This window comes from Nostoc sp. DSM 114159 (assembly GCF_053470285.1).
Window position 1 is genome coordinate 1,571,705 of the sequence record NZ_JBPFEH010000001.1, and the last position, 17,054, is coordinate 1,588,758.

The 17,054-nt window shown below is 40.8% G+C and carries 13 protein-coding genes and 1 pseudogene; 8 read left to right on the forward strand and 6 right to left on the reverse strand.

Features of this window, described 5'->3' with window-relative positions:
- Positions 1 to 348 precede the first annotated feature (348 nt).
- The 3 genes from ACR5KR_RS06275 to ACR5KR_RS06285 all read left to right on the forward strand — a co-directional run bounded on the left by ACR5KR_RS06275 (position 349) and on the right by ACR5KR_RS06285 (position 6,224).
- A complete protein-coding gene (locus ACR5KR_RS06275) occupies positions 349 to 1,092 on the forward strand; it encodes a DUF928 domain-containing protein (RefSeq protein ID WP_448265860.1) in 744 nt (247 codons plus the stop codon).
- Between the two features lie 145 nt (positions 1,093 to 1,237).
- Positions 1,238 to 3,514 carry a CHASE2 domain-containing protein gene (locus ACR5KR_RS06280; protein ID WP_448265861.1) on the forward strand — a complete coding sequence of 759 codons (2,277 nt, stop codon included), beginning with the start codon at positions 1,238 to 1,240 and terminating at the stop codon, positions 3,512 to 3,514.
- Entirely contained in the window at positions 3,507 to 6,224 is a 2,718-nt protein-coding gene (locus ACR5KR_RS06285; RefSeq protein ID WP_448265862.1) for an NHLP bacteriocin export ABC transporter permease/ATPase subunit, read from the forward strand. Before ACR5KR_RS06280 ends, ACR5KR_RS06285 begins: the two co-directional genes overlap by 8 nt.
- 408 nt (positions 6,225 to 6,632) lie before the next feature.
- On the opposite strand, the gene ACR5KR_RS06290 is transcribed toward ACR5KR_RS06285, so the two are convergent.
- A complete protein-coding gene (locus ACR5KR_RS06290; RefSeq protein ID WP_448265863.1) occupies positions 6,633 to 7,217 on the reverse strand; it encodes a hypothetical protein in 585 nt (194 codons plus the stop codon).
- An 87-nt stretch (positions 7,218 to 7,304) separates the two neighbouring features.
- Between ACR5KR_RS06290 and ACR5KR_RS06295 the strand changes: the two are divergent.
- Positions 7,305 to 7,466 (forward strand): annotated as a pseudogene (locus tag ACR5KR_RS06295) (IS701 family transposase); the annotation flags it as partial.
- 174 nt (positions 7,467 to 7,640) lie between these two features.
- Here ACR5KR_RS06295 and ACR5KR_RS06300 read toward each other — a convergent pair.
- The 5 genes from ACR5KR_RS06300 to ACR5KR_RS06320 all read right to left on the reverse strand — a co-directional run bounded on the left by ACR5KR_RS06300 (position 7,641) and on the right by ACR5KR_RS06320 (position 12,541).
- Positions 7,641 to 8,099: a cupin domain-containing protein gene (locus ACR5KR_RS06300; RefSeq protein ID WP_445627289.1), complete on the reverse strand. Its 459-nt coding sequence runs from the start codon at positions 8,097 to 8,099 to the stop codon at positions 7,641 to 7,643.
- Positions 8,100 to 8,155: 56 nt separating this feature from the next.
- Positions 8,156 to 9,751, reverse strand: a complete 1,596-nt coding sequence (locus ACR5KR_RS06305; protein WP_448265864.1) for a glycoside hydrolase family 15 protein — start codon at positions 9,749 to 9,751, stop codon at positions 8,156 to 8,158.
- Positions 9,715 to 10,554, reverse strand: a complete 840-nt coding sequence (locus ACR5KR_RS06310) for a hypothetical protein (RefSeq protein WP_448265865.1) — start codon at positions 10,552 to 10,554, stop codon at positions 9,715 to 9,717. Before ACR5KR_RS06310 ends, ACR5KR_RS06305 begins: the two co-directional genes overlap by 37 nt.
- A gap of 73 nt (positions 10,555 to 10,627) precedes the next feature.
- Positions 10,628 to 11,566: a cation diffusion facilitator family transporter gene (locus ACR5KR_RS06315; RefSeq protein WP_448265866.1), complete on the reverse strand. Its 939-nt coding sequence runs from the start codon at positions 11,564 to 11,566 to the stop codon at positions 10,628 to 10,630.
- A gap of 162 nt (positions 11,567 to 11,728) precedes the next feature.
- The gene (locus ACR5KR_RS06320; protein WP_448265867.1) at positions 11,729 to 12,541 is read right to left on the reverse strand and encodes an SDR family oxidoreductase; all 813 of its coding nucleotides are present in this window, start codon (positions 12,539 to 12,541) and stop codon (positions 11,729 to 11,731) included.
- A 756-nt stretch (positions 12,542 to 13,297) separates the two neighbouring features.
- Here ACR5KR_RS06320 and ACR5KR_RS06325 point away from each other — a divergent pair.
- Genes ACR5KR_RS06325 through ctaD form a run of 4 tightly spaced genes read left to right on the forward strand, consistent with a single transcriptional unit; the run spans position 13,298 to position 16,998 of the window.
- Positions 13,298 to 13,792: a DUF2231 domain-containing protein gene (locus ACR5KR_RS06325; RefSeq protein ID WP_445627284.1), complete on the forward strand. Its 495-nt coding sequence runs from the start codon at positions 13,298 to 13,300 to the stop codon at positions 13,790 to 13,792.
- Positions 13,789 to 14,394, forward strand: coding sequence for a DUF2231 domain-containing protein (locus tag ACR5KR_RS06330; RefSeq protein ID WP_445627283.1), 606 nt, complete (start codon positions 13,789 to 13,791; stop codon positions 14,392 to 14,394). Before ACR5KR_RS06325 ends, ACR5KR_RS06330 begins: the two co-directional genes overlap by 4 nt.
- 32 nt (positions 14,395 to 14,426) lie before the next feature.
- Positions 14,427 to 15,347 (forward strand): cytochrome c oxidase subunit II, encoded by a 921-nt coding sequence (locus ACR5KR_RS06335; protein WP_448265868.1) that lies wholly within the window; start codon positions 14,427 to 14,429, stop codon positions 15,345 to 15,347.
- Positions 15,337 to 16,998: a cytochrome c oxidase subunit I gene (ctaD, locus tag ACR5KR_RS06340; protein ID WP_445627281.1), complete on the forward strand. Its 1,662-nt coding sequence runs from the start codon at positions 15,337 to 15,339 to the stop codon at positions 16,996 to 16,998. Before ACR5KR_RS06335 ends, ctaD begins: the two co-directional genes overlap by 11 nt.
- Positions 16,999 to 17,054 lie beyond the last annotated feature (56 nt).

A 17,054-nucleotide genomic window follows, 5' to 3' on the forward strand; every position in this document is an offset into this window, starting at 1 on the left:
TATACTAAGTACACAGTTTTGCAAATTGGTAGCCAATTTAGGTTTGAAATTTCAAGGCATAGACGCTTTACTTCCTCAAGTTAAGGGTACAGAGTTTCGCACAGAGCGGCACGAAGCTTGTTTCGGTTAATTCGCTATAAATTCATAAAATAGCGTGCTAAGTTATACTTACTTCGTTTTTTGGTAAAATCTTTAACAAAGCTTTTAGACAAAAGTTAATATAGATTTTATCATTGGTAGTTAATTTAACTAACTATCGCTTTTTCGTGCTATCACAAATATTTATCTTTGTTAGATACTTGAAAATTAATAGGACTTAATATGAGTTGGATACAAAAATTTGTAAACATGGCAGCAGTTCCTATATCTATGACAGTATTGGTAATGTCTAGTTTGCCCAGAATGGCGATCGCTGAATCACCAGTAGCACTGAAATTCCAAAAATTTCAGAATTGGCAAATTAGTCAAAAGTTTACCCCACCAAATCGAAATGCGCCACAAACTACCTCTGGTGGGGCGACTCGTCGCGGTTCTCGGTATTTAGAAAGTAAAGAAACTTTAACTGCCTTAATGCCTCTAAATAAAATAGGTTTAACCCTTGCAGAACGTCCCACATTTTACTGGTTTATCCCGCAGATACCAGTAGAAACTGCTCGCTTTTCACTTCTAGATGGTGAGGATATAGTCTATGAGACGACTTTTAAACTTCCTAAACAATTAGGAATTATTGGTTTTACTCTGCCAACAAAAGCGCCAAGTCTGAAAGTAGGTAAAAAATATCACTGGTATATGTCAATCGCTGACAATTCAGAAGAAGTAGGAGAAGGAATCACTGTCGATGGTTGGGTAGAACGAATCCAACCTACTAATGATTTATCAAAGCAGCTAGCCACAACAAATCCCAAGCAGCTTTCCCAAGTGTATGCTGGATCTGGGATTTGGTATGAAGTGTTACATACATTAGTACAGCAACGTCTTAGCGATCCGAGCGATCGCACAGTCATGGCTAATTGGCAAGCATTATTGGAGTCAGTGGGGTTAAAAGATTTAGTTTCCAAACCTTTAAGTAGATATCTGGAATGCCAAGACTAAATAATTTATCAAAAAAGATAGGTTTAAAACCTCGCCCCTTGTGGGCGAAAAAATCCTTGTCTCACAAGACAGGTAGACACCCCACCCGCAAGTGGTGTGGCTGTATTTAATTTTGAATTTTGAATTTTGAATTTTGAATTGATTCATGTGGAGTCATATCAAGCAACAACTTTGGCAATATCGCGGTATCTTCATTGCTGCTCCCAGTGTGGGAGCATTAGTGTTTATCCTGCGCTTGAGTGGATTATTGCAGATGTTGGAATTGGCAGCGCTGGATCAAATGTTTCTGTTACGTTCTCCAGAACCTGTTGATACGCGGATTGTCATTGTAGAAATTAATGAATCTGATGTGCAAAAACTTGGTAAGCGCGGTTATTGGCCTTTGCCTGACAAGTTGCTGGCACAAGTTTTAGAGAATTTAAAACAGCAAAAACCCAGTGCTATTGGTTTGGATTTATATCGAGATTTCCCAGTAGGTTTTGGACATCAATCATTAGTTAAGGTGTTTGAATCTACACCAAATTTAGTTGGCGTACAAAAAGTAGCCCAAAGTGAAGATAGCTCGGCGGTAGCACCACCACCAGCCCTGAAAAAACTCGATCGAGTCGGTGCAAATGATTTTCCCTTAGATGGGGATGGAAAAATTCGCCGCAGTTTAATGTATTTGTCAGACAAAAATGGCGAAAATGTGTTTAGTTTTGCCTTTAAACTTGCCTATCTTTATTTGAGCGATCGCCAAATTGATGTCGGACAAACAAAAGATTATTTAGTAAAAACAGGTAACGTTGTTTACCCATTATTTCAAGGTAATGATGGTGGTTATGTTCGGGCTGAAGATCGAGGTTATCAAGTACTAATAAATTATCGGAGTTCTCAAGAAGAATTTCAGCACATATCTATTATGGATGTGTTAGATAATCGGATACCCAAGGACTTAGTAAAAGGGCGAATTGTGTTGATTGGTTCCACAGCCGAAAGTCTCAAAGACCTATTCTATACACCATACAGCAGTACTATATTAACAGCACCTAAACGAATGGCTGGTGTAACTATTCACGCTCATGCCATCAGTCAAATTTTAAGCGCTACTTTAGATCGCCGCCCGTTAATCAGAACATGGACTAAATTAGAGGAATGGTTGTGGATTTTTCTTTGGTCACTGATTGGTGCAATACTAATCTGGCAACAAAGATATAGCGGCAGTTATAAAATAAAATCATTATTACCTTTGATTAGTATTTTGCTAGCTGGATGCTGTCTTGTAGGTAGTAGTTATCTAGCTTTTATAGCAGGTTGGTGGATTCCTATTGTCCCACCATTACTGACATTAATTGGTTCGGCAATTGCTGTGACTGCTTATATTGCCAGAACTGCGGGAGCAATTCGCAAGACCTTTGGTCGTTATCTCACCGATGAAGTCGTCGCTAATTTATTAGAAAACCCTGAAGGTTTAAAACTTGGTGGCGAACGTAAGAAAATTACTATTCTCACTTCTGATTTAAGAGGTTTTACAGCTATATCTGAGAAATTACCTGCTGAAGAAGTAATTAAAATAATTAACCTTTATTTAGGATATATGGCAGATGTTATTACTCAGTACCAAGGCACGATTGATGAATTTATGGGTGATGGAATTTTAGTTTTGTTCGGCGCTCCAATCACTAGAAAAGATGATGCGACAAGAGCGATCGCTTGTGCAGTGGCAATGCAACTAGCAATGGAATCAGTGAACAAAAAAATCCAGCAAATGGGATTTCCAAAGCTAGAAATGGGTATTGGCATTAATACAGCAGAAGTAGTTGTCGGTAATATTGGTTCGGAAAAACGAACTAAATATGGAATTATCGGCGATCAAGTTAATTTAACCTATCGCATTGAATCGTATACAGTCGGCGGACAAATTTTTGCTTCGCAATCAACTATTAATGAAACTGGTTATATTGTCAAAATTATTGGACATAAAGAAGTGCAAGCAAAAGGAGTGAAACAACCGATAAAAATTTATGAAGTAGGTGGAATTACTGGAGAATACAATTTATATCTTGTTCAAGACGAAGATAAAATTTTCTGGGAACTGCCAGAAGCAATTCCCTTAAAATATACAGTTTTGGATGGAAAAAATGTAAATAACACTGTCATGGAGGGAAAGTTAGTAAAGCTGTCAGCTAAGGGAGCGCAAGTATGTTATGACTCTCAAGTAAATTATCTAGCTTTACAGCCCTTTACTAATCTAAAACTGAACTTATTGATGCAAGGTAATGCCGAAATAAGTGAAGATATCTATGCTAAAGTCTTAGACAAAACGACAGAAACAGATAATTTTTATATTCGTTTTACTAACATTCCATTAGAAGTAGAAGAGCAATTTAATGCCCTACGCCTTTGCCAAAGAACCATTGCACCTTTAACTCCAGATGAGTAATTCCAAGTTACTGCTTACAGATAATCAATTCCTAGTATTAGATAATCCCCTAACAGTTTGGCAAATTGAATCCGGTGCGATCGCTGTTTTTGCTATTCTGATTGAGCAAGGTATTGAGGGTACTCGCCGTTATCTATTTAGTGTCAATGCGAAAGAAGCATTGTTTGGGATATCGGCTAATAACCATAAACTTTTGGCGGTATCCATAGAAGATACTGTGTTGTTGCAAATACCTACACAAGAATGCGAGCAATGGATAAGTCAGGAGAAAGACGAGGCAGAAAGTTTTATTAAGTTAGTGCAGACTTGGGAGCAAAATATTCAAAGTTGTTTAGGCGATACCTTCTCTACAAGACTCTACGATAAGCTGCGCGAACGCGAACGCTTTTCGATTGTGCCAGTTTTTTCCCACACTGAAAAACTTCCCAACTGGAACGAGATCCAAGTTCTTTTGAGCGAATTACACAGCGATTTTTGCGAAATTCTCACTCAAATAGAACAGGAAGAATTGGCAGCAAAATGGACTCAATTTCAAGCACGGCAACAACTTAATTCTCAGGTAAAAGTTAATGCTTTCGGAAATTTAGCCTCAGTCCTCAAACCCAAGCAAGCCGAATTGATGCAGTCAGGTACACCGTTGTTGATTGCCGCAGGTGCAGTGGGAAGGGCATTAGGAATTAAGATTTTGCCACCTGTGCGTTCTGAAGACATGAAGCGGATTAAAGAACCATTAGAAGCGATCGCCCGTGCATCCCGAATACGCATCCGACGCGTATTGCTCAATGACCAATGGTGGCAAAAAGATAGCGGCCCTTTATTAGCATATACCAATCAAGATAATTTTCCTGTTGCATTGCTACCAGCAGGGGTAGGAAAGTACGAAATCTTTGACCCAGAGAAGCACGTCCGCATACCTGTAAACAATCGTACTGCTCAACAACTAGCTCCCTTTGCCTATGTATTTTATCGTCCTATACCTGAAAACAATTTAACTGCGATCGCCTTACTTCTGTTTGCCTTTAAGGGGAAAATTCGAGAACTGATTGTTATCTTCCTTACAGGCGTTGTAGGCGCATTGTTGGGAATGTTAACTCCCTTGGCAACTGCTATCCTCATCGATTCCGTGATTCCCGATGCAGATAGAGGATTGTTAGTGCAAATCGGCTTGGGTTTGATAGCCGCCAGCTTTGGGACGATAATTTTTCAAATTGCCCAAGGTTTTGCCGGTCTGAGATTAGAAAGTAAAGCCAGTTTAGACTCTCAAGCAGCCTTATGGGATAGATTGTTTAATCTGCGCGTATCTTTCTTTCGTGAATATTCAATTGGGGATTTGCAATCTCGTGTTTCTGCAATCACTCAAATCCGCCAGAAACTCAACGACACAGTGCTACGCACAATTTTTACCAGCTTCTTCTCTTTACTAAATCTGGCGCTATTGTTTATCTACAGTTCCAGTCTAGCTTTAGTTGTCGTCGCAGTAGCCTTGATAGCGATCGCCTTCACTACCATCTCAGGCTTACTTAGCCGCCAAAAGTTGCGTTCTTTAGAAGAAATAGAGGGAGAAATTTTTGGTTTTACTGTACAGATGGTTGCTGGTGTGTCCAAACTTCGAGTCACCAATGCAGAAGACCGCGCTTTTGCCTATTGGGCAAAAAAGTATAGTCAGCAGCTACAATTCAAGCTGAGTACAGAGGTAATTGAAGATATCTTAGCGATATTTAACACTGCCATGCCAACTGTCAGCTCGATAATTATCTTTTGGCTAGCAGTTACGTTAATCGCACAAGCCCCATCTGAAAGCGGAATAGGATTATCTACAGGTACATTTTTAGCATTTAATTCCGCCTTTGCCATATTTATCGCTGGGGCAACTCAGCTGAGTAATACCATAGTCAGCATATTAGATATCAGCATTTTTTGGGAACGTGCAAAGCCTATCTTTCAAGCTCAACCAGAAATCGACCTGAGCAAAAGCGATCCAGGACGATTAACGGGTAAAGTAAAAGTCGATCGCGTGACTTTCCGCTACCGCGAAGATGGCCCCCTGAATTTAGACGCTCTGACAATTCAGGCAGAACCAGGAGAGTTGATTGCTTTGGTAGGGCCTTCTGGTAGTGGCAAATCAACGATTATTAGGCTGTTATTAGGATTTGAAACGCCAAAAGATGGCACGATTTACTATGATGGTCAGGACTTATCGGGGTTAGATATATCGGCAGTGCGTAGACAAATTGGTGTAGTACTGCAAAATGGTCGCATCAATAGCGCCTCAATTTTTGAAAATATTTCTAGTGGCGCATTAGTGACAATGGAAGAAGCCTGGGAAGCAGTACGTATGGCTGGGTTTGCCGATGATATTAAGTCAATGCCAATGGAAATGCACACAGTCATTTCGGAGGGGGGTACAAATCTTTCTGGTGGGCAACGTCAAAGGTTATTAATTGCTCGTGCTTTAGTCTTAAAACCGAGAATTATAATTTTTGATGAAGCTACCAGTGCTTTAGATAATCGTACTCAAGCGATAGTTAGTAGCAGCTTAGACCAGTTAGGAGTAACGCGCATAATTATCGCCCATCGCCTCAGCACCATCCGCAACGCCGACCGAATTTATGTGATTGAAGCCGGTCGAGTTGTTCAGCAAGGTAAGTTTGAAGAATTAGTGAATCAAAAGGGCTTATTTGCTAATCTGATGGCACGACAAATGGCGTAAGCCCAAGGGAGGTTTGCAGCTTTTATTACCATGAATATGGTGCAATTTAAATAACGATTAGCTTATGCATAGTTTACTTCACCAAAAAAGTATACTAAGAGGTTGTTTGAAAAGTGTTTCGCTGTGACTTTAGTTTTTTAAATTGAGATTCGCTTTGATGGACGCATCTTCCTACGTGCGGAACGTTCAGGTAATGGCAACGGTCGTATCTACACCTTGACCTACAGTGAACTGATAGCGCTGGTAACGTTACTATCTTTACCACACAAGTGCGCGTACCCAAAAATCAAGGCAAAAAACAACTCCTTATCTCCCCTTAATTATTAACGAATGTTACCCACATCTTTACTGAAAGTGAAGAATATACCGCCACAGTCACGGTTATTGACTGTTTACAAGCCGCTACAACTATAGTATCCATCGTCTGGCAATGGTTAAAATGCAGCTATTGCCAATAAAAATGTATGGTGCAAAGTCTGTGTTTTCATTTTCATCATTTACAAGACAGTAGAAAGAAATATTTTGATTAGGCTGACCGAACATTTTAGGTATTATTCTCTTAAGAAATATTTCCAAATTTGGCTCATGCCCAAAGTTACTCATCCACATCTCAAATGCATCTTGATTTAAAAATTCAGAGTGGCGATAAACATCCAGTTCATCCCAAAATTTGCCGAATGAATAGTGTTCCATCTCTGGATATAAACGTCTGCTAAATTTCAATAAGTTTGCAATATAAAGAGTGCTAATTCGGTCTTTATCGTAGCTGTTATTTATGGGTTTAGCAAACACTGTTATCTCGCCCATGCTGCTACGACCCCAGTATAAAGTTCGGCTATTCACACTATTTACAAACGCACTAATAACTTCATATGTATTTGGCTCATGGCAAAAGTTTGGGAGCAAGCACATTTCTCCTAACAAAATAGCTTCGTCAAGATGCAATCTCGCCGCTTCTCCAAATTGCCGAATACAAAGTGAAAGTTTATCCATATTTTGGTAGTGATGCATAGTAATGATTTATTGTCGTAGAGAGGCATTATAGTGATGAACGAAATACCAGACTGCCCCAATGTGGTTGTCTATACTCACATATTTTGTTCCCTTCAAGCTTTTGTTAGATTGGAGTTTATGCGGTCTGAAAAAATAATTAGCAATTGGTACGAAGTACAACGAAATATGTTCACATTAGTTGTACGTGAGCATATTTTTGCAAACCTTAGCAGCGATCGCATTTTCTAGACAACATAGATAATCTTTTTTGTCAATGCGTAAGTCCTAAAGATATATTTATGTAGGTGGAGTGAAACGCAACCCAACATTACCATCAAATTTTATGTTGGGTTACGCTATCGCTGCACCCAACCTACAAAACTTATGCATAGTTTACTTCACCAAAGGAGTATACTAACTTACTTACCTAAATCGACAAGATTGGTCTACAGTCGGAGTCTTTTCAAATTGCACCATTATTAAAACAGCTGGCGCATCGCCTACTGTTCCAGATAAGTGACCTTTATGACCTTGCGCGTCTGTTTTCGTACCCTGATCTTCTCCAAAGGAAATTTCGCCTTCCCCCATCTCGACTCGCTGACCGTCCATAGTCTCCACAAACCAGCGTCCCGACAAAGGTACGATCCACTGGGGTTTTGGGTTTTCATGCCAGTTACCAACCCATCCCACAGGTAGCACAGTAAAGCTAATTGTAGCACCGGACTGCTTCAAATTAGAAAGCCACTGCGGTGAGGTATCCGGGGCTATGCCTTTTTCGATAAAGTCTTCAATTTGACAACGGGATTGGTGACTTATACCGTCGTTGTCAGTCCAGACGTGCCAGTATTCAATTGTTGGTTTGGATGATGAGTTATTCTGCATAATAATAGCTCTTTTTGATCCGAAATGTATTGAAAAACAAATTTAGAAATTAGGAATTACGAAATTCTAACCGTATAATTGTGTCCTTCCCATTTGCTGCTTTCAATCCAGAAAAAGGTAAAGTTGATTGGCTGTTGCTGATTATCAGAAATAGAAATATCTACAAAATTCACTCCTAACTTTGTAGAAGTAGAAAGCATATCTTGTGTAGTTTGCCAATCATCATCTGACCAGTGCAATTGAAAAGATGCTAAAGCGTCAATTCGCAATGTTTGACCTTTTTTTATTTGGCTGATTTGTCGGTTAAACTTCCAAATTTCCAATGATTTACACTGCTTTCTTTCGCCCAGATAGCGATTTGCCACTTCTGGAATAAAATCAAACACCTGTCCGTCATCAGTTGACCGTAGCAGCTTGATATACTCTGCGTGTGCCCACATTAAAGGCATCGCTGAACCTGTTGGTTTTCCTAAAAACATATAGACATCAGGTATATCTGCCTCATCCCAAACCTGTTCTGGTAGCAAACAAGTATCTGAAGCAAATCCTTCCATCGCCTTAATATATGTTTTGACATCGCCGCCAGCAGCTAGTTCATAATGTCCTCGTTCTCCTGTCAAAAGAGGCCAAGCGCGTCCCTTACCCCAACTAGTATAAGGACTGCCGTCTTTTTGCTGTCCGTAGCCGTCGTGGTTGTAACGATGCCAACAAGGCCCAACGGGTGTATCTACTTTTAAAACTGCATCAATCACTTTGACAGAATCAACAATAATCGGATCGTCTGGTTTGCGAATTCCATAGCGTACTAATTGGAGAAATCCGCCATCGACAATTTCCTTGGCCGGAAATTCTGCTGGTTCACCAGGAGGTTGACTGCTGATGAAAAGAGTTCCTTGGTTAGGATTTTCGTCAGCTTGAGGATTATTAATATCTGAGGGAGTAATTCGGATATAATGCCGTTTGATCCCAGGAACTAAAGTTCCTTCAGTAGTTACTGTCCAAGCTTCAATGTGACATTCTAAAAAATCTGCGTATTCTTCGATAAACTTTGCTGTTGCTTCATCGCCACGTTGACGAACAAATTGAGCAGCACAGATTAAGGCGGCAATACTGGATGCTAGGGTTGATGGTGAATAACCGCTATTTTCTTCCCAGCGTTCTTGTTGAGTAACCGGGCCGTTACGAATTAAATAACCCGCCGCCCGCAGAACCATCGGATAAATATCGAATTTTAAACAAGTCTTCTGCTGGTGCAATAGCCATGCTAGAAGAATCGGAAATGCCACTTCATCTAGTTGAATACCTTTCCAGTAAGGTTCGCCATCAACCCAGAAATTTTGAGCAAAACCGCCATCTTCCTGCTGGCTGGTTGCAAGATAAATTAGCGATCGCACTGCTGTTTCTGTTTCACCAGCAGCCACTAAACCTGATACACTGCTAACCATATCCCGCGTCCAGACAAGGTGATATCCGCCTTCGTCTTGGTCGTTTTTGGCTTCACCCCAAGGGATCGCCAGGGATGCAATTAAAGCACCTGGGTAAAGTTTGTCTTCATGTGCTAACAACAAACTAATGCTGTTGTGATACAACTTTCCATCATTGTATGAAACATCTTCTAGCGGTCGGATATTGCGGCGCGATATCGCTTCCACTGTTCGTTGTATTGCTGCTTCTGCTGTTCAAAAGGAATATTCAGCGACTGAAATAGTGTAGAAATTGCATTATGCAAGTTTGTACCAAACGCCAATCCTAAAGTAAACTCTTTAGTGCGATCTAAATTTAGTTTTCCAGTCAAAGCAAGATTGCCATCTACAGCACTATCAAACTCCCAATCCATCTGGAAATTATCAGCTAAATCTGTCCAACCATCGCTTTCACCAACGTAACCACAAGAAAGACGGCTAAAGGGAACTGTTGCACCCAGCGCTAGCCATGTTCCTTGTTTCTCGGCTATCAAAATACGATGTCCAGCAACCTCCACAGCGTAACCATTATTACCCATACCTTCAACATCCAGATGCGGCGCACACAAAGCATATAAATGGAGTTGGGAAATAAAATCGCTCTCTCCTGTTAATGTGGTGTGCTGTAAGATACAGGGAAAATGCGGGTCGGCAATCACTTCTTTGATTACGGCATAACGTCCTTGGGGATCGGAATTAGTGATGCGGTATCCTAAACCATGAGTCCACATCGGTTCCACTTTGGATTCGAGATGGCGTTTCTCTTCGTGGAAAAAGCTTTTCCCATCAGAAATTAAATACTGCAAATCCCGAATTTGAGGTTTGTCTACTGTGGGATGGTAGATTTCAGTGACAATACCGCTCCAAAGAGTAAACCAAATGTTACTAGAGGTAGAGTAAGCTGTTCCGACTCCATCTTTATTCGCATGAGTCCATCGCGGCTCAATACCTGGTGAGCCAAAAGCTTTTGCTCGATCAATAAACTTTACCATAGTGCATTGTTGTGCCGATAAGCTTTGAGTGCATTTAGAAAATGCTGTATTTGATATTTATGCGATTAAAAATTTATTGAGAATTTGGTGAAAATTTCCGAGCGGCAGTTAAGGATTTTGCTTCAATAAAAATTTGTTTGATTTCCGGATGCTTTTGGCGAATTTTTACTTCTAAACTTTCTACAGTTAAGGCTATTTCCTCACCTGTAAGATTTTGAGCAAATTGGATTTCTAAGTTAAGTAGCACTTCTTTGGGAGCAAGCTGCATTGTTAGCACCCGGATAACTTCTTTCACTCCTGGTTCTGTTTTGGACAAAGACCGGATATTGGCTATAGTTTGAGGATCGGCACTTTCACCAACTAATAATCCTTTACTTTCTCTGGCTAATACCACTGCTACTATAGCCAAGATAATGCCAATAATAATCGAAGCAATGCCATCCAAATAAACATTGTTAAATAAATGTCCGAAGAAGATTCCGATTAAGGCTACGAATAAGCCTAAAATTGCCGCAGAATCCTCAAATAATACTGTAAATACTGTGGGGTCTTTACTATTTTTGATTGCTTGCCAGAAATTTTGTTTCCCCTTAGTCGGCAAAAACTCTTTTAATGCTACAGTCCAAGAAAATCCCTCCAATAATATTGCAATACCTAATACAATATAATTCCACATTGGGTTTTCTAAAGGGCTGGGATGAATTAAATGAGTGATTCCTTCATAAATTGACATCCCGCCGCCAAGGGCAAAGATCAGGATAGCAACAATAAAAGTCCAGAAATAAAGTTCTAGACCGTAACCAAAGGGATGCCTATCGTCTGCTGGCTTTTGGCTTCTTCTAATTCCCAGCAAAAGTACTAGTTGATCGCCAGTATCTACCAGCGAATGAATTCCTTCAGAGATCATGGCGGAACTACCAGTAATGGAGGCGGCGATAAATTTAGTAATAGCGATCGCTAAGTTAGCGCCCATCGCTGCAAATATAGTTTTATGAGATGAATCAGATGCCATGAGAGTCAATAATAATTATGCAGAAACTTCTAATTCACCATCTGGATGGGTAATTTCCCATTGGGTTGGTTTGACCTTGTGCCAAAACGTCTCCTCCAGCTAAATTTAATCGTTGATTGTTATCAAACCAGGGTTAACAGTAACTTTTTTAGGCATTATCAATTAACCATTGTCTGCAAAACCTGGATATAAGGTCATACCGCCATCTACAAATAGAGTTGTACCATAGACATAATCAGAGTCATCAGAAGCTAACCAAACTGCTGCTTTAGCGATATCTTCTACATTACCCACACGTTTTGCTGGAATCAGTTTTAATAACTTTGCTTCTGCCTCTGGAGTATCCCAAGCTGATTTATTAATGGGGGTTTTGATTGCACCAGGCGCAATACTATTAACGCGAATTTTATGGGGTGCAAGTTCTTGAGCAATACTTTGCATCATCATATTTATACCGCCCTTACTCGCAGCATAATTAACATGACCCGCCCAAGGAATTACCTGATGTACTGAACTTATACAAATAATCTTACCTGCGGCAGATGAAATATCAGGCTGGACACCCCGACGTAAGAATTCCTTTGCAGCTTCTCTAGCACATAAGAATTGTCCTGTCAGATTCACCTCAATAACTCTATTCCATTGCTCGAGGGTCATATCTACAAACGGTGAATCTTTTTGAAGACCTGCATTGTTTACCAAAATGTCAATAGTGCCGAATTGCTCGATTGTCTGGCTAAACATCGCCTTTATTTCGTCTTCTTTGCTAACATCAGCTTGGATAGCAAATGCTTCACCATTAGCCGCTTTGATGTCATCAACAAGTTTTTGGGCTGATTCAGCTTCCGAACGATAGTTGACGGCGACTGCTGCACCCGATAAAGCTAAATAGCGAGCGATCGCTTGACCAATACCAGAACTAGCACCCGTCACAAGTGCTTTTTGACCTTTGAGCAGGTAAGGGGAATAGCTCATAATGCTTTCGATGTTTTTAAAACTTGTATTCGTTGTGAATATCTCAATATTTCCAAGACCTTCATAATATTTTTGCTTTTTGCGCGTAGTATTATCCTGACAATTTTAATTTTTTAATCAGGAAATTATGGCTCAAAAAAGTTTTGCTTTCTTAAATGATTTTAAAAAGCTTTAGTATTTTTCTAATCTATCTAGAGAAAGATAACCAGCATATTTTTTACTAAAAAATATTGAAATACTTTGTCATTTCTGTGACAATCGTATGTTTTTCTTTTTAAGATTTGTAAAAATGTGGTTTTCAAGCTTATGTCAATCTCAAGCAAGATTTATGGTATATTCAAAGCAAGTTTGATTATTGATGAGAGTAAATTTTTTAGTTAATCAGAGAACTACATAAAACGTTAAACATTTTTTAGGCGACTCTCAAGCGTCTGATTAAACTTGCTATTAGCAATCCCATCTAATCAAAAAGAAAATTTTTAGTTTTTGGAAATATTAATCAAGATATGATACCAATCAAAAATGTAGTTGTTTTAGTTAGTTTTGACCTTTGGAGAAAATAATTACTGAAAAATAGTAATTATGTATTTTATTTCAAAAGCTACTTGAAAAATTGCAGTATATCGGAAATTGTCAATGTTTTTTAATTGGTCGATCTGTAACGTTAGCGCAGTATTCTGGAAAATATGAATGGTGCGTTAAGCGGATGGCAATTCCATGCAACGCATATATATTTGACCCATGAAGGAGAAAGCGATGCCTGCTCTGTCTCTGAATAACCAAAATTTACCATACCCTGACCCTCTACATCCGATCGTTGTTCACTTCGTAATTGCGATGGTGCTTTTTTCTTTCGTGTGCGACGTGCTGGGTTATTTTACCCGCAATGTGCGGTTATTTGAGGTGAGTTTCTGGAATATGTTTGTGGCCTCAGCAGCTATTTTTTTAGCGGTGATTCTTGGTCAGTTTGAAGCAGGTCTGGCGAACATCTACCCAGCAGTCCAACCAACACTGAATTTTCATACGGTGATGGGTTGGTCGCTGGCGGCTATTGTTGTTGGCATTACAGCTTGGCGTTTCGTGATTCGCAAACGCACTCCCCGGAAAGTACCACCGGCTTACCTTGGTGTAGCAACCTTTTTAGTCTGCTTGGTGTGCTTGCAAGTCTATCTAGGAAGCAAGCTGGTTTGGGTGTATGGGTTACATATCGAGCCAGTTGTGCAAGCAATGAAGCAGGGAGTTTCGCCATGAACTGGCAACTGATTGACCAGTTGAGATTGAGGCTGAATGCTAACGGATTACCTTATGAGATTCCCATACATCCGCAACTGGTGCATTTTACATTGGGTTTGTTCATTCTTGCCATTATTTTTGATATTGCCGGAGCGCTGTTTGCTTTAGAAAAACCAATCTTCAAATTTTTAGGTCTGCCTGCCCTGCGTTCTGGTTTCTTTGATGTCGGCTGGTATAACCTCATAGGAGCAGCTTTTATCACCTTTTTCACTGTTGCAGCTGGTTTTTTCGAGTTACTGCTAGCAAATCCACCAATCGATCAAAAGAGCGTTTGGGGGTTAACTGCTGGTTGGACGATGCTTTTGCATGGCTTGGGTGGCATTTCATTGTTGGGGATCGTTGTTGCCATGACAATATGGAGAGGTTTACAACGTTATCGCTGGCGCAAGGATGCTTCTAGGCAGGTGCAGTGGAGTTACTTATTAGCAGGTATTGCAATATTGGGCATCTTATTTGTCCACGGAACTTTGGGGGCGCAATTGGGAGAAGAGTTTGGAATTCACGTTACGGCTGCGAAGTTACTCCAAGAAGGTAAAAACCCAAATTTACTACTCAAATAATCAAGCGGGAACTACTCTTAGATGAAATTGTGATGTTTAGTGTTTTTGAATATGTACTGATAGCGTTTTATGTCGCAGGGCTGCTAATTGTCAGTCGGTGGATTGGACAACAGGCATTTTCTTGGATGCCTCCCCAGGCGACAGCAGAAGCACAACGGGTAGATGATTTATTTAGCTTTTTAGTCTCAATTGGAGCATTTATCTTGCTGGGGCTGGTTGGTGTTATCGTGTATGCGATCGCCTTTCATCGCGCCCCCCCGGAAGACTACACTGAGGGACACCCTTCTAGAGGTAATGGAAAGTTAGAAATATTGTGGACAGCGACCCCAACTTTGTTAGTAATATGGATTGCCTTTCAAAGCTTCAATATTTATCAGCAATTAAATATTCTCGGTCTAAACCAAATTGTGCATTTGCACGCGCCCCTAGAATCTGCACCCGCCTACGCCGCCACTGTTAGCGATGTCCCCAAACCTGCGTCTGAAACAATTGATGTTTTCGCTAGGCAGTGGGATTGGTCTTTCCACTATCCAAATAATCTTACCAGTAAGGAATTACACTTACCGAGCGATCGCAGCACTCGCTTAAATATGCAAGCAGAGAAAGTAATCCACGGCTTCTACGTTCCTGAGTTTCGTTTAAAGCAGGATATTGTTCCAGGGCGGAACATTGACATTGTGATTACACCGATTCGCCCAGGTAAATATCGACTGAAAGATTCTCAATTCAGTGGTGCTTATTTTGCCTTGATGGAGGCAGATGTATACGTTGAATCCCTCGATAAGTATAATCAGTGGCTCGCGCAAACAGTGTCTAGTGAAACGAACCCTCAAAATCAGGCAGTTGCCGAAAATATTCAACCACCAAAGACATTATTCAAAAGCGGCTGGTACACCGTCGCACCTGCTCAACCTGCTATAGCCAATCAAAGGAAGATAAATAATGACACATGATTTGAGTGAAGCTATAGCCAACAATAGAGAACCTGAGAATAACTGGCGGGAATATTTCAGCTTCAGTACTGACCATAAGGTAATCGGTGTTCAGTACATGGTGATGACCTTCATTTTCTTTCTTCTTGGCGGGCTGTTGGCGATGATTATCCGGGCTGAATTGCTCACCCCGGAAGCAAACTTAGTTGACCGCCCCCTCTACAATGGTTTATTCACCATGCACGGGACAATCATGATTTTCCTGTGGGTTATTCCCTTCAATGCAGGTCTTGCTAACTACCTAGTACCGTTGATGATTGGAGCGCGGGATATGGCTTTTCCCCTGCTCAACGCTATTTCTTTTTGGATTTTGCCACCAGCCGGTCTTCTACTACTGTCTAGTTTCTTACTACCAAGCGGGACTGCACAAGCTGGTTGGTGGTCTTATCCACCAGTTAGTCTGCAAGTTCCAGCCGATCAGTTGATTAACGGTCAGTTTATTTGGATAGTTAGCCTAGTACTAATCGGCATCTCTTCAATTATGGGGGCTGTCAATTTTGTTACCACTATCTTTTGGATGCGATCGCCAGGGATGACATTTTTTCGGATGCCGGTCTTTGTGTGGTCAGTTTTTAGCGCCCAGTTGTTACAGCTGATTAACTTACCTTCTTTGACAGGTGCATTGATACTCCTGTTGCTTGACCTTTCCTTCGGTACACAATTTTTTAAACCGGAAGGAAGTGGCGATCCGATCATTTACCAACATTTATTTTGGTTCTACTCTCATCCCGCAGTGTATATCATGGCGCTACCAGCCTTCGGTATTATTGCGGAAGTTCTCCCAGCCTTTTCTCGCAATCCTCTATTTGGCTATCGATCAGTTGCTCTTGCTTCTTTAGGTATTGCTGTAGTCAGCATCTTCGTTTGGGCGCATCACATGTTCGCCAGTGCAACCCCCGGCTGGATGCGGATGACCTTTATGGCCACCTCAATGTTAGTTGCCATACCCACGGGTGTTAAGGCATTTGCTTGGACTGCCACAATCTGGAGGAGCAAGTTGCACTTAGAGACACCAATGCTATTTGCAATGGGAGGTGCAGCGATGTTTATTTTTGGCGGTGTCACTGGTGTAATGCTTGCCGCCACGCCATTTGATATCCACGTCAATAATACTTACTTTGTTGTGGGTCACTTCCACTACATTGTTTTTAATACAATTACAATGGCAATCTTTGCCGGAATTTACTATTGGTTTCCCAAAATCACTGGCAGGATGTACGCGGAGGGTTGGGGTAAACTGCATTTCTGGTTGACCTTTATTCCTGCCAATATCACCTTTTTCTCTATGCATCCGTTAGGTTTGCAGGGGATGTTACGCCGAATATCCTCCTACGATCCCCAGTATCAAGGTTGGAATGTTATCGCTAGCCTGGGATCGTTCTTGCTGGGAGTCTCCACACTGCCCTTTATTGCTAACATTGTCGGTTCTTGGCTATATGGAGCCAGAGCAGTTGATAATCCCTGGCACGCGACAGGATTGGAATGGACAACTTCTTCACCACCTCCGCGAGATAACTTTGAAGAGATTCCTGTTGTCAACAGACCTCCTTACGACTATGGCGATCCCAAATATTCATTCGTGGAAAATTCTGATAATGATGAGTCTCACTAGAAAATGGGGAGCAGGGGAGAAATCAATTCAAAATTCAAAATTCACGCATTCAAAAT